Genomic DNA, 13,649 nt, shown 5'->3' with positions numbered 1-13,649 from the left:
AGTATGCTTGCGACTTCATTTTCTTAAAAAAATGAAGTGCAATATTTGAATTATTTTTTTGAAACCTACTACTAAAGTCTTAGGAAAAAGTTGAAAATCCAATGTGTTTATAGTTCACATTGATAGTTTGTTATTGTACACTTATAATAGTGTAATTATGTAAAGAAATGTCAGGAGGTGCCTATCTATGGAAGAGCATTATTATGTTAGTGTAGATATCGGCTCATCAAGCGTGAAAGCGATTGTTGGTGAAAAATTTCATAACGGAATTAATGTGATAGGTACAGGGCAGACCTATACGAGTGGTATTAAAAATGGTTTGATTGATGATTTTGATATTGCAAAACAAGCGATTAAAGACACAATTAAGAAAGCATCAATAGCATCAAGCGTTGATATTAAAGAAGTTTTTTTAAAGTTACCCATTGTAAGTACAGAAGTTTTTGATGAAACAAACAAAATTGAGTTTCACAAAGATACAGAAATTAATGGGACACATATTGAAGAAGTACTCGACGGTATTCGTGAGAAAAATGCCGAGCCTGGAACGGATGTCATTAATACGTTCCCAATTCGATTTATTGTTGATGATGACAATGAAGTTTCTGATCCAAATGAACTTGTCGCACGTCATTCACTTCAAGTGGATGCTGGTGTCATCGCGATCAATAGATCCATTTTAATTAATACGATTAAATGTGTTGAATCTTGTGGCGTAGATGTTTTAGATGTCTATTCAGATTCACTCAACTATCGTTCGGTTTTAACACCTACTGAGCGTGAACTTGGTGCATGCGTCATCGATATCGGTGAAGATCTTACACAAATTGCATTTTATGAACGCGGTGAATTAGTCGATGCAGATGTCGTCTTTAAGGCGGGACGTCGCATTACAGAAGACATCGCAAAATTTTTAAACACTACATATGAAACAGCTGAGAAGATTAAGCAACAATATGGACATGCATTTTATGACTCAGCTTCAGATCAAGATGTATTCAGTGTTGAACAGCTTGATTCTGATGAACCTGCACAATTCACTCAAAAAGAATTGAGTGATGCGATTGAAGCACGTGTAGAAGAAATATTCTTTGATGTTTTTGATATTTTAGCAGAATTAGGGTTAAACAAAGTAAATGGTGGTTTTGTCGTAACAGGTGGCTCTGCCAATTTACTAGGTGTAAAAGAATTACTACAAGATATGGTCAGCGAAAAAGTGCGTATTCATACACCGTCACAAATGGGAGTAAGAAAACCAGAATTTTCTTCAGCAATTTCGACAATTTCTAGTAGTATTGCTTTCGATGAGTTATTAGATTATGTTACAATAAGTAATCATGATAATGAAGAAATTGAAGAAGAGATTATTGAAAGCGATTCAAAACGACAAGAACCTAAAGTAGGTGGATTTGAATCATTTTTCAAGAAAAAATCGAAAAAACAACCACAAGAAACTTCAAAATCAGAACATGTTGAAGAAGATACTTCGGTAGAGGTATTTGAAGACGATGTAGACCGAAATGAACAAGCGCAACCAAAACAAGAAGAGAGCAAGTTTAAAAAGATAATGAATTCACTGTTTGATTGATTGGCTACAAAGATTAGGAGGAAATTTAAATGTTAGAATTTGAACAAGGATTTAATCATTTAGCGACACTTAAAGTCATCGGTGTCGGCGGTGGCGGTAACAACGCTGTGAATCGAATGATTGACCACGGTATGAACAACGTTGAATTTATTGCAATTAACACGGATGGACAAGCTTTAAACTTATCTAAAGCAGAATCTAAAATCCAAATTGGTGAAAAACTTACACGTGGCTTAGGTGCAGGTGCAAACCCTGAAATCGGTAAAAAAGCTGCCGAAGAGTCAAGAGAACAAATTGAAGATGCCATTCAAGGTGCAGATATGGTGTTTGTTACTGCCGGTATGGGTGGTGGTACTGGAACAGGTGCTGCGCCAGTTGTAGCCAAAATCGCTAAAGAAATGGGTGCATTAACAGTCGGTGTTGTAACGCGTCCATTTGGCTTTGAAGGCCGTAAGCGTCAAACACAAGCAGCTGCTGGTGTTGAAGCAATGAAAGCAGCAGTTGATACATTAATCGTTATTCCAAACGATCGTTTATTAGATATCGTTGATAAGTCTACACCAATGATGGAAGCATTCAAAGAAGCAGATAACGTATTACGTCAAGGTGTTCAAGGTATTTCTGACTTAATCGCTGTATCTGGTGAAGTTAACCTTGACTTTGCAGACGTTAAAACAATTATGTCTAACCAAGGTTCAGCATTGATGGGTATCGGTGTGTCATCAGGTGAAAACAGAGCAGTAGAAGCTGCTAAAAAAGCGATTTCTTCTCCATTACTTGAGACTTCAATCGTAGGTGCGCAAGGTGTGTTAATGAATATCACTGGTGGCGAATCATTATCATTATTTGAAGCACAAGAAGCTGCTGATATTGTTCAAGATGCAGCAGATGAAGATGTTAACATGATCTTCGGTACAGTGATTAACCCTGAGCTTCAAGATGAAATTGTAGTAACAGTGATTGCGACTGGTTTTGAAGATAAACCATCATCTCATGCACGTAAACAAGGTCATTCTGGTTTTGGTGCAAGTGCATCACAAACTGCGCCAAAAGAATCAAGTTTCGGTGGCCACAATGCACCAGCAACTTCTCAAGAAAAAGAAGTTGAAAGCGGACGTAGTCATACAACAGCGGACGATGATATTCCAAGCTTCATTCGTAACAGAGAAGAAAGACGTTCAAGAAGAACACGTCGTTAATTGTGTATACGTTGATATATGAAATACACTTAAATGTGTAGTGAACTGCTAGGACAATTGTCATTTCTTCATTGTCCTAGCTTTTTTAATGGCATCTTAATTTAAAGCGCTTTACATTTATTCATAAAGGAGTGATTTTTATGGATTTATTCGTTGAAAAACCGCATCATCTCAGTTATCAGCCTAGTTTAGGACATGGTGTTCATATTGGTATAACAACACGACAAGGTGGTTTAAGTGCTTATCCTTCTGATGCCTTTAACATGGCAAGATATGTTGAAGACAAAGATGAAAATATTACAAAGCATCAAGAAATATTAGGTCAAGAAATAGGGTATTCCCCAGAAAATTGGGTTTTTCCAATTCAAACGCATGAAGCTAAAGTAGTTGAAGTATCAAAAGAGGATCGAGGTAAAAATATAGAAACATTATCGAATGATGTATTATTCGGTGTGGATGGGTTATATACGTATGATACAGATACGGTTTTAACCATGTGCTTTGCAGACTGTGTGCCTATTTATTTTTACAGTCCAAAACATCATTATATTGCGCTAGCACACGCTGGATGGCGTGGGACAGTAGCAACAATCGTGCACCGTGTACTAGATCAGTTTCCTTTTGATTATAAAGATATTTATGTGGTGATTGGCCCTGCGACATCGAATAGTTATGAGATTAACGATGATATATTGAAAAAATTTCAAAATTTGCCTATCCCAATTGAGGCATATGTTGAGACGAGAGATACAGACAGACACGGTATCGATTTGAAATATGCCAATCAATTGTTATGTGAGTATTATGGCGTTCCTAAAGAAAATATATATCGCACCGATTATTCGACATCCGAAGACTTAGAGCGTTTCTTTTCGTATCGCGTAGAAAAAGGGAATACGGGAAGAATGTTAGCATTTATTGGCCAATCATCGAATGAAAGAAGGTATGAATAAATGTCAGTAAAATCGAATTTAGAGGAAATTCAACAAGAGATACGAGAGCACGCACATCAGAGAGACGATGAAACATTACCAAACGTGATTGCAGTGACGAAATATGTTACAATAGAGCGAGCTATAGAAGCATATGAAGCTGGTCTTCGGCACTTTGGTGAAAATCGTATTGAAGGCTTTTTGGAAAAGAAAGCAGCATTACCTGATGATGTAAAAATGCATTTTATCGGTTCGTTACAATCACGTAAAGTGAAAGATGTCATCGATGAAATAGACTATTTACATGCATTAGATCGCCAAAGTTTAGCCAAAGAGATTAGCAAACGTGCACATCATGAAATTAAATGCTTTGTCCAAGTGAATGTCTCTGGCGAAACGTCGAAACATGGTATTTCGCTTGATGAAGTCATTCCATTTATTGAAATGTTAAAAGACTATCGTTATATTCATGTTGTCGGACTAATGACAATGGCACCTTATACTGACGATACAGCATACTTAAAATCAATTTTTGAAAAACTTAAAATTAAACGCGATGAAGTCCAAGCAATGAATCTAACACATGCGCCATGTACCGAGTTATCAATGGGTATGAGCAATGATTTTCATATTGCTACGGAAGCAGGTGCGACATTTGTGAGAATTGGAACGCGTCTAGTAGGAAAAGAGGAGTGAATCCATTGGCTATTAAAGATCTGTTTAACGGTTTTTTCTCAATTGAAGAAGAAGATGATGATGAATTCATTGAAGAAGAAGAGCGTCGTCAAGAACGTGAGCAGCAATCACAAAATGCACAGCAACCGGCAAAACAGCAAAGTGAGAGACCTCGTGCAATTCAATCTGTGCCTAATAAACGACAAACTACGCGTATGAAGTCTTCTCAAAATGATAAGCAATACCAAGTTGCACAAAAACAAGAGCAAGGGAATGTGGTGAGTATGAATCAAGCCCAAGAGAATTATCAAAGCGGTAATTCAAAAATGTGTTTATTTGAACCACGCGTATTTTCAGATACACAGGATATTGCAGACGAGTTGAAAAACCGTCGTGCAACACTTGTTAATCTTCAACGCATTGACCCAGTATCGGCAAAACGTATTATAGACTTCTTAAGTGGTACAGTTTATGCTATCGGAGGAGATATACAACGTGTGGGTGCAGATATTTTTCTATGTACACCTGACAATGTCGAAGTTGCAGGTAGTATTACAGATCATATCGAATCCATGGGAAATCATTATGAATAAGGGAGAATTCTATGAGTATACAGTTAATCACGACAATCTTTAATTTTCTTTTATTTTTGGTCGAAGCTTATACGTTTGGTATGATTATTTATATTTTCATGTCTTGGCTTCCAGGCGCACGTGAAAGTGTCGTAGGTCGCTTCATGGCTAAAATATATGAGCCTTTTTTAGAACCATTTAGAAGAATTATACCGCCACTCGGTTTTATCGATATATCACCGATTGTCGCATTTATCGTACTGAATTTATTTCAACGTGGACTTCAATCCATTTTTAATTTAATCATTAATCATTTTTATTAATATGAGTGTACCGACAAGGTCGTATGTCTCATGAAGAATAAATGTACAGTGTTTCAATTTACTGAGATTGTCGATGATCTCGTTTCTTTCGACATGTGTCAGAAGTGCGTTGTATAAATCACATATCATTAATTCAATATATTGTTTAGGCGTTTCTCAATGGCGTATTGAGAAACGTTTTTGACATTTTAAGAAAAAATGAAGAGCATAATTTTCTCGTAATGAGATAATCAAGACATTTTAGATTATCATTAGCCATTTACCATTAATCAGTATTACGCTATCGGACAGATAAGCTTAACTCAAGTGATATATAAGACGTTGAACAGAAATCCAGCTGATTTCGTAGTTCAACGTCTTATTTAGTTTGTGCGTTTGATCATGAATTGAAGGGTGGGAACGACACTTTTGCTATCAATGATATTTGGCACCATTATCGCACTTCAATTTGTTATTGCGTTAGAATGCTAATGGGTTCAATTATTTGTGAAAGAAAACAAATATTAAAAATAGAATGACATGTTATCGTCTTTTACGCTTATTTCTGAAACATGTTTCTAAATTGAATGTAGCATTGAAAAACAGAACAAGCTTTACTAAAATAATAATTGTAAACGTTTACATTAAGTGAGGTCTTAACATGAGATTATACAAAGAGCTCGTTCCAATGATCGAATCCAATTTAGATAATATGACTCACAGTGAAAAAACAGTAGCCAAATATTTTTTAAATCAAACCTCTGTTGAAGATTTATCGACGGATGCTTTTTGTCACAAACTTCATGTATCTAAAGCAACATTAACCCGTTTTTCTAAAAAATGTGGATTTAAAGGATTTAGAGAATTCATTTTTCATTATAAAGAAATGCTACGTGAAAAAAGAGGATTGCTTGCATATAAAGATTTAACACAAAAGGTCTTATTTGATTATGAGGAAATGCTACGCAAGAATTATTCTGTCATAGATGAAAGGAAGCTTGAAAGAATTACCACAATGATTGAATCTGCTGAGCGAGTTTATTTATACGGTAAAGGGAGCTCGGCACTAGCTTTAAAGGAGATGAAAATGAGGTTTATGCGTCTTGGAATCATTTGTGAAATGATTGAAGATGAAGATATGTTTATATGGAATAACCTGCTTGTTAATGAAAAGTGTCTAGTAATCGGTGCATCTATTTCAGGAAAAACCAAGACCGTTCTTGACGCTTTACAAACAGCAAAAGTCTATGGTGCCCATACGGTTTTAATGACAACAAGAAATATGAATAAAAGTGATTTTTGTTGTGACGAAATTTTACTTTTAGCTGCAGCCGACCATCTAGCATATGGAAATCGTATTTCACCACAACTTCCAATTTTATTGATGACTGATTGCTTATTTTCATATTATTTGGAAAATCCAGATCGCAAATACTACTTCGAACAAACGATTATTAATAAAGATACCGAATTTAAATTCAAAAAGGATGTTTAATAATGTCATGTTAAGGTTGGCCGCTTAAATCTTTATACATCATTTTAATGTTGTGAAAAATATAATTTTCTAATTGTTAGCCGCTTGTTTGCTTAAGTGAAAAGGGGTTCTAAAAAGAAGGGGGAATTAAAAATGAAAAGCATAGATAAATACAAAGGGATCATACCAGCTTTTTATGCGTGTTATGACTCAAATGGAGAAGTAAGTTTAGATAAGGTAAAAAGGCAAGTGCAATACTTTATTGATAAAGGTGTTAAAGGAATCTATGTCAATGGGTCTTCAGGAGAATGTATCTACCTTAATGTAGAAGAGCGTAAGTCAATTATCGAAGCAGTTATGGAAGTAGCTAAGGGCCAACTTACTGTAATCAATCATGTTGCATGTAATAACACGAGAGATAGCGTTGATTTAGCAAAGCACTCTGAAAAGTTAGGCGTAGATGCAATTGCTGCCATTCCACCTATTTATTTTAAATTACCAGAATATTCAATTAAAAATTATTGGAATACTATAAGTGATGCAGCGTCGAATACAGATTTTATTATTTATAACATTCCTCAACTCGCTGGTGTAGCACTTTCTACTCAATTATATGATGAAATGCGTCAAAATCCAAAAGTCATTGGCGTGAAAAATTCATCGATACCTGTTCAAGATATTCAAAATTTCGTAGCATCTGGCGGTGATAATTATATTGTATTTAATGGCCCGGATGAACAGTTCTTAGGTGGGCGAATGATGGGAGCAGAAGGGGGCATTGGAGGTACATATGGTGTAATGCCGGAATTATTTTTGAAATTGGATGCTTTAATTAAAGCACATCAATTCGAGCAAGCCCAAAAATTACAATTTGCAATAAATGAAATTATTGCAGTACTTGTTTCAGGTCACGGCAACATGTATGCCATTGCTAAAGAAGTACTTAGACTGAATGAAAAGCTTGATCTTGGTTCAGTTCGTGAGCCTTTAACACCATTAAATGATAGTGATAAAAGCTTAGCAGCTGATGCAGTTCAAAAAATTAATCATACAAGAAATGCCTTTATCTAAAATAGAAAAATAAAGAAAGGCTTGTTAAGGGAGTGTTTACAGTGAATACTACAGGTTTTACAATTATTGACTTATTCGTTTTAATTGTTTATTTACTTGCCGTGCTTGTCGCTGGACTTTATTTTTCAAAAAAAGAAATGAAAGGTAAAGAATTTTTTAAAGGTGATGGTTCTGTACCTTGGTATGTTACATCAGTATCTATATTTGCCACAATGTTAAGTCCGATTTCCTTTTTAGGATTAGCTGGAAACTCATATGCAGGAAGTTGGATATTATGGTTTGCACAGCTTGGTATGCTTATTGCAATACCTTTAGCGATAAAATACGTGCTCCCTATTTTTGCGAGGATGGATATTGATACAGCTTACGATTATTTAGAAAGACGCTATGAAGCAAAATCATTACGTGTTATCTCTGCAATTCTTTTCATTATTTACCAATTAGGTCGTATCTCTATTATCATGTACCTTCCATCTGTTGGTTTAGCAACACTGACTGGAATAGATATCAATATTTTAATAATTCTTATGGGTGTTATAGCAATTATTTACTCATATACAGGTGGCTTAAAATCCGTTCTTTGGACTGATTTTATTCAAGGCGTTATTTTATCAGGCGGTGCTTTGATTGCATTATTTGTGTTGATTTACGATGTAGATGGAGGGATTGGTGCAATCACACAACAACTGGCACATGGGAAATTCATAGCACCAACAGAAAAGATATTTGATCCTAACATTTTATCAAGCTCGATTTTCTTAATTGTCGTTGGATCGGGATTAACAATTTTTTCTTCTTACGCATCTTCACAAGACTTAGTTCAACGTTTTACAACAACTCAAAGTATAAGCAAGTTAAATAAGATGCTTTTTACGAATGGCGCACTATCTCTCGGTATTGCAACAGTTTTTTATCTAATTGGTACAGGATTGTATGTCTTTTATAAAGTGCAAAATGTGAGTGAGGCAACAAATCAAATACCGCAAGATCAAATCTTTATGTACTTTATTGCTTATCAACTTCCTGTAGGTGTAACAGGTATTATTTTAGCTGCAATCTATGCGGCGGCTCAATCAACAATTTCGACCGGGTTAAATTCAGTTGCAACCTCTTGGACACTTGATATTCAAGATGTGATTTCAAAAGGAATGTCCGATAAACGTCGAACACGTATAGCACAAATTGTTTCATTATTAGTAGGTATTTTTTCTATTGTTGTTTCTATTATAATGGCACATTCAGATATCAAATCTGCTTATGAATGGTTTAATGGTTTTATGGGACTTGTACTTGGATTGTTAGGTGGTGTCTTTGTACTTGGATTCATAAGTAAAAAAGCTAACAAATACGGAGCTTATGCCGCTTTAATTGTATCAACTATTGTAATGGTTTGTATTAAATATGTTATCCCGCCAGAAGTGGTTAATTATTGGGCGTATTCACTTATTTCTATTAGCGTTTCTTTTGTTTCTGGTTATACGGTTTCTATTTTAACTGGAAATAAAGTAAGTGCGCCTCAATATACAACGATTCACGATATCCCAGAAATCTTATCGGATGAGTCATGGGCGAAGCGTCACTAAAAGGATAAGGAGGATATAAAATGATTATTGCTGAAAGAGATGATTTTAAAAGATATGTAAGTCTAAATACACATTTTCAAAAAGTAGATGAATTTATAAATCAAACAGATTTAACACAGTTAGAAGAAGGACGAATCGAAATTGATGGTGATCGTGTATTTGCTAATTGTATGACGTATATCGCGGACGGTATACCCGGCAAACAATTTGAAAATCATAGAAAATATATCGATATTCATCTTGTTATTAACAACCTTGAAAAAATGGCAGTAACAGAACCGAAACATGCGAAATCGATTTCAAAATATGATGAAGAAAATGACTTTGAACTATTTGTTAGCGATACTTATCAGACGATTGAATTAACATCATCTAATCTTCTTGTCACTTTTGAAGAAGACTTGCACCAACCTAAATTGAATAAGAATAATCAACTTGTTAAAAAGTTAGTAATTAAAGTAAAAATATAAGGAGGCTAAAATGAAAAAATTAAAGATTCTAATTTGTGCCGTGATTATATTTTTAGTGATGGGTTGTTATGAATTAAACACTAATGTTCAAGTAAATGCTCAAACTGATAAGAATGAAGATAATTCTTTATTATTTGAAAAAAATAATATTGAGTTAAAGGGTGGTGGTATTAATGTAACTGAAGATATTCTAGATAAACTTAATGGTCCTGGTTTTATAGTAATTATTAAATATAGTCAATCCAAGCCCGATGGTGTTCAAGCCTTATTTGGAATATCAAATTCTAAAAAAGGAAATGCAAATAGTTATTTAGATTTATATATTAATGAAAAAGGTGAATTGGGAATGGAGGCCCGTGATTCAGGATCTCAAACAAATAATGTAGTAAGTAGACCGGCTTCTGTTTGGGGAAAATACAAAAATAAACCAGTGTCTAATACTGTTGCTTTAGTGTCAAATAATAATTCTAACACATACGCTCTTTATTCAAATGGATATAAAATAGAAGAAAAAAAGCTGGATAAATTCTTAAAACTTAATGATATAAAAGGATTAGATTCCATTGTTATTGGTGGAGTTAACAGAGAAGGAACAAATAAATTTGGGTTTAACGGAACAATTGAAAATATTAAAATTTATAATTATCCATTGAATGAAAAAAACTTGGAAAATAAAACTCAAAATAATATTTCAAATCATTTGGTCTATAAGGCTAATGATGCTACAGGTTCAAATTATTTTAGAATTCCTGTTTTGTATACTTTGAGCAATGGTAGAGTATTATCAAGTATTGATGCTCGCTATGGTGGCACACATGATTTTTTAAATAAAATTAATATAGCAACGAGTTATACAGATAATAATGGTAGTTCCTGGTCAAAACCTAATATTGCTTTGTCGTTTAATGATTTTGCATCGGTGCCATTAGAGTGGCCTAGAGATGCTAGTAAACGTGACATGCAAATAAGTGGGGGAGCAACATTTATAGATTCGGTAATATTAGAGAAAAACAATCACCAAACTATGCTTTTTGCAGATATAATGCCTGCTGGTGTTAGTTTTCGTGATTCCGTTCGAAACGATTCAGGTTTTAAAAAAATTGGTAAGAAGTATTATTTAAAATTGAAAAAAAGTGGAGATAGTGAATATCAATATTCAATTAGAGATAATGGAATAATCTATGATGATCGAAATAATCAATCTACCGAATACACTGTGGATGACAATTATTCAATTAGCAAAAATGGTGAAAAGTTAAAAGTTGAGCAATATTCTGCACAAATAATTAACGGTAAGAAAAAAGAGTATAAAAACGGAAAACTAGTAGATATGAATATATTTTACAAAGATTCATTATTTAAGGTTGTACAGACTAATTATATTTCATATTGTGTAAGTAATGATTTCGGAAGTTCTTGGTCAAAACCAATACTAATCCCTGGATTACTTGGAGAAAATCATAATTCTCCATATTTAGCTCCAGGCAGAGGAATTGTGGAACATAGTAAGGGTAGAATACTCATTCCATCATATACTGGGAAGGAATCTGTATTTATTTATAGTGACGATAATGGCAAATCCTGGGGGACAAAAGTTATATCTTTGCCATCAAACTGGTCTGCTGAGGCGCAATTAGTTGAATTGAAACCAGGAATTTTACAAGCTTATATGAGAACTAATAATGGAAAAATAGCTTTTATAACAAGTAAAGATGCTGGTGAAACATGGAGTGAGCCAGAATATTTAGATTTCATTTCTAATCCAAACTATGGAACAGAACTTTCTATAATCAATTACAGTCAAAAGATTGATGGTAAAAATGCTGTTATCTTAAGTACTCCAAATTCAAAATATGGCAGAAGAAATGGTCAAATTTGGATTGGTTTAGTGGATGAAAATAATCATATTGATTGGCGTTACCATCATAATGTTGATTATAGTCAATATGGCTACTCATATTCTTCATTAACAGAATTACCTAACAATGATATTGGATTAATGTTTGAAAAATATGATTCATGGTCTAGGAAAGAATTACATATTAAAAATGTAGTTCCTTTCGTTTCTTATCAGATTGAAGAACTAAAAAATACTGAGAAAGAAAGTGAAAAATAATGATTAAATATGGCATTGTTGGTACGGGTTATTTTGGTGCTGATTTAGCTAGGGCAATTCATAAAATTGAGGATGCCAGTGTGACTGCAGTTTTTGATCCTCATCATGCTGAAGCTATTGCAGCTGAACTAAATGCAGAGATATGCGATAGTTTAGACGCATTGGTTAGAAGACAGGATATTGATTGTGTGATTGTAGCATCACCTAGCCATCTTCATCGTGAACCGGTGATTAAAGCAGCAGAACAAGGGAAGCATGTGTTCTGTGAAAAACCTATCGCATTGAATTATCAAGATTGTAAAGCAATGGTAGATGCATGTAAAGCAAATGGAGTCATTTTTATGGCGGGTCATATTATGAACTTTTTTAATGGTGTCCATTATGCGAAGTCTTTGGTGAATGAAGGCAGAATTGGAAAAGTATTATATTGTCATGCTACAAGAACCGGATGGGAAGAACCACAACCGACTGTTTCTTGGAAAAAACTGCGTTCGCAATCAGGTGGACATTTGTATCATCATATTCATGAATTAGATTGTATACAATTTATAATGGGTGGACTTCCTGAAAAAGCCACAATGGTAGGAGGTAATGTTTATCATAAAGGCGAGCAGTTTGGTGATGAAGATGATATGCTTATTATCAATTTAGAATATAGCGATGAACGATATGCGCTATTAGAGTATGGAAATGCTTTTCGTTGGGGAGAGCATTATGTTTTGATTGAAGGAACAGAGGGTGCAATCAAACTTGACTTGTATCAAACAGGTGGAACATTACGTGTCAAAGGTGAAGGCGAATCGCATTTTCTAATACACGAAACGCAAGAGGAAGATGAGGAGAGAACCGAAATATATACTGGCCGTGGCATGGATGGTGCAATTGCATATGGTAAACCAGGCATAAGAACACCCCTATGGTTACAAACATGTATAGACAAAGAAGTAAACTACCTTCATCAAGTTTTAAAAGGTGAGCCAGTTTCCGATGAATTCATCAAGCTTTTAAATGGTGTTGCTGCACTTGAATCTATTGCTACCGCAGATGCTTGTACTATATCTTTAAATGAAGATCGAAAAGTGTCATTAAATGAAATTATAAATACTAAGTAGTAAAACATTGAATCAAGAAATAGACTTCTTATTATAAATTGTCAGAAATAATTGTTGGTCTTTTAGAGGGGGATAAGACAAAAGGGGTACATTTTCCTAAGTGAGCATCTTAAAAACCCGACTCTTTATTATGTATGACTAATAAGTAAAATTTAGAGATTAAGTAGCATAGCGTTGCTTAATCTCTTTTTTGGGTGGCTTACAAAAATCTGTACATAAAATGAAAGGACTGCCTAAATGATCAAAGTTTTTATAACCTAAGACAATCCGTTATATCAGCTTTGCTTTACTGATAATGCTCTCAAGGAGGTCGTATACATAAAGCTCAACGATTAACTAAAGTCGTACAACATTGAAAAAGAGTGTGAATGATTGATGATGGACGATAATATTAGTGTAAAAATACAATGTGTATGACATTTTTCTTTGCTATCAATAATTAAAGAACTTGAAGCTAATGAATTGAATGAGAAGCTTCTTCTTTATTAAAGTGCGAAATTAATGATAAAATTGATAGGAAATATATTATTCGTGACTTATTTAATTAAAGCACGA

General features: G+C 34.2%; 12 protein-coding genes. All 12 read left to right on the top strand.

Annotated features, from left to right (window positions below):
- Positions 1-187 precede the first annotated feature (187 nt).
- The 12 genes from ftsA (at position 188) to MUA40_RS07885 (ending at position 13,094) form a co-directional block, all read left to right on the top strand.
- Positions 188-1,588 carry a cell division protein FtsA gene (gene ftsA / locus MUA40_RS07940; RefSeq protein ID WP_262569363.1) on the top strand — a complete coding sequence of 467 codons (1,401 nt, stop codon included), beginning with the start codon at positions 188-190 and terminating at the stop codon, positions 1,586-1,588.
- A gap of 29 nt (positions 1,589-1,617) precedes the next feature.
- Positions 1,618-2,787, top strand: a complete 1,170-nt coding sequence (gene ftsZ / locus MUA40_RS07935; RefSeq protein ID WP_016424828.1) for a cell division protein FtsZ — start codon at positions 1,618-1,620, stop codon at positions 2,785-2,787.
- 140 nt (positions 2,788-2,927) lie between these two features.
- Positions 2,928-3,740: a peptidoglycan editing factor PgeF gene (gene pgeF / locus MUA40_RS07930; RefSeq protein ID WP_016424829.1), complete on the top strand. Its 813-nt coding sequence runs from the start codon at positions 2,928-2,930 to the stop codon at positions 3,738-3,740.
- Positions 3,741-4,415: a YggS family pyridoxal phosphate-dependent enzyme gene (locus tag MUA40_RS07925; RefSeq protein ID WP_016424830.1), complete on the top strand. Its 675-nt coding sequence runs from the start codon at positions 3,741-3,743 to the stop codon at positions 4,413-4,415. It abuts the gene before it with no gap.
- Positions 4,416-4,420: 5 nt separating this feature from the next.
- A complete protein-coding gene (locus tag MUA40_RS07920; RefSeq protein ID WP_016424831.1) occupies positions 4,421-4,987 on the top strand; it encodes a cell division protein SepF in 567 nt (188 codons plus the stop codon).
- 11 nt (positions 4,988-4,998) lie between these two features.
- Positions 4,999-5,289 (top strand): YggT family protein, encoded by a 291-nt coding sequence (locus MUA40_RS07915; RefSeq protein ID WP_016424832.1) that lies wholly within the window; start codon positions 4,999-5,001, stop codon positions 5,287-5,289.
- A 640-nt stretch (positions 5,290-5,929) separates the two neighbouring features.
- A complete protein-coding gene (locus MUA40_RS07910; RefSeq protein WP_016424833.1) occupies positions 5,930-6,763 on the top strand; it encodes a MurR/RpiR family transcriptional regulator in 834 nt (277 codons plus the stop codon).
- 132 nt (positions 6,764-6,895) lie between these two features.
- Positions 6,896-7,813, top strand: coding sequence for a dihydrodipicolinate synthase family protein (locus MUA40_RS07905; RefSeq protein WP_126496363.1), 918 nt, complete (start codon positions 6,896-6,898; stop codon positions 7,811-7,813).
- A gap of 41 nt (positions 7,814-7,854) precedes the next feature.
- A complete protein-coding gene (locus tag MUA40_RS07900; RefSeq protein WP_016424835.1) occupies positions 7,855-9,396 on the top strand; it encodes a sodium:solute symporter family protein in 1,542 nt (513 codons plus the stop codon).
- A gap of 20 nt (positions 9,397-9,416) precedes the next feature.
- Positions 9,417-9,866: a NanQ anomerase/TabA/YiaL family protein gene (locus MUA40_RS07895; protein ID WP_016424836.1), complete on the top strand. Its 450-nt coding sequence runs from the start codon at positions 9,417-9,419 to the stop codon at positions 9,864-9,866.
- Between the two features lie 10 nt (positions 9,867-9,876).
- Positions 9,877-11,982: a sialidase family protein gene (locus MUA40_RS07890; RefSeq protein WP_262569359.1), complete on the top strand. Its 2,106-nt coding sequence runs from the start codon at positions 9,877-9,879 to the stop codon at positions 11,980-11,982.
- A complete protein-coding gene (locus tag MUA40_RS07885) occupies positions 11,982-13,094 on the top strand; it encodes a Gfo/Idh/MocA family protein (protein WP_016424838.1) in 1,113 nt (370 codons plus the stop codon). Before MUA40_RS07890 ends, MUA40_RS07885 begins: the two co-directional genes overlap by 1 nt.
- Positions 13,095-13,649 lie beyond the last annotated feature (555 nt).

The sequence above is a fragment of the Staphylococcus schleiferi genome, from assembly GCF_025558325.1.
Taxonomy (GTDB): Bacteria; Bacillota; Bacilli; order Staphylococcales; family Staphylococcaceae; genus Staphylococcus; species Staphylococcus schleiferi.
The sequence above is the reverse complement of the archived record's forward strand: the minus strand, read 5'-3'. Positions and strand labels throughout refer to the sequence as shown.

Excerpts from the sequence above, each read along its gene's own strand:
- ftsA (WP_262569363.1), top strand. The coding sequence starts at position 188 with ATGGAAGAGCATTATTATGTTAGTGTAGATATCGGCTCATCAAGCGTG.
- ftsZ (WP_016424828.1), top strand. The coding sequence starts at position 1,618 with ATGTTAGAATTTGAACAAGGATTTAATCATTTAGCGACACTTAAAGTC.
- pgeF (WP_016424829.1), top strand. The coding sequence starts at position 2,928 with ATGGATTTATTCGTTGAAAAACCGCATCATCTCAGTTATCAGCCTAGT.
- MUA40_RS07925 (WP_016424830.1), top strand. The coding sequence starts at position 3,741 with ATGTCAGTAAAATCGAATTTAGAGGAAATTCAACAAGAGATACGAGAG.
- MUA40_RS07915 (WP_016424832.1), top strand. The coding sequence starts at position 4,999 with ATGAGTATACAGTTAATCACGACAATCTTTAATTTTCTTTTATTTTTG.
- MUA40_RS07910 (WP_016424833.1), top strand. The coding sequence starts at position 5,930 with ATGAGATTATACAAAGAGCTCGTTCCAATGATCGAATCCAATTTAGAT.
- MUA40_RS07905 (WP_126496363.1), top strand. The coding sequence starts at position 6,896 with ATGAAAAGCATAGATAAATACAAAGGGATCATACCAGCTTTTTATGCG.
- MUA40_RS07895 (WP_016424836.1), top strand. The coding sequence starts at position 9,417 with ATGATTATTGCTGAAAGAGATGATTTTAAAAGATATGTAAGTCTAAAT.
- MUA40_RS07890 (WP_262569359.1), top strand. The coding sequence starts at position 9,877 with ATGAAAAAATTAAAGATTCTAATTTGTGCCGTGATTATATTTTTAGTG.
- MUA40_RS07885 (WP_016424838.1), top strand. The coding sequence starts at position 11,982 with ATGATTAAATATGGCATTGTTGGTACGGGTTATTTTGGTGCTGATTTA.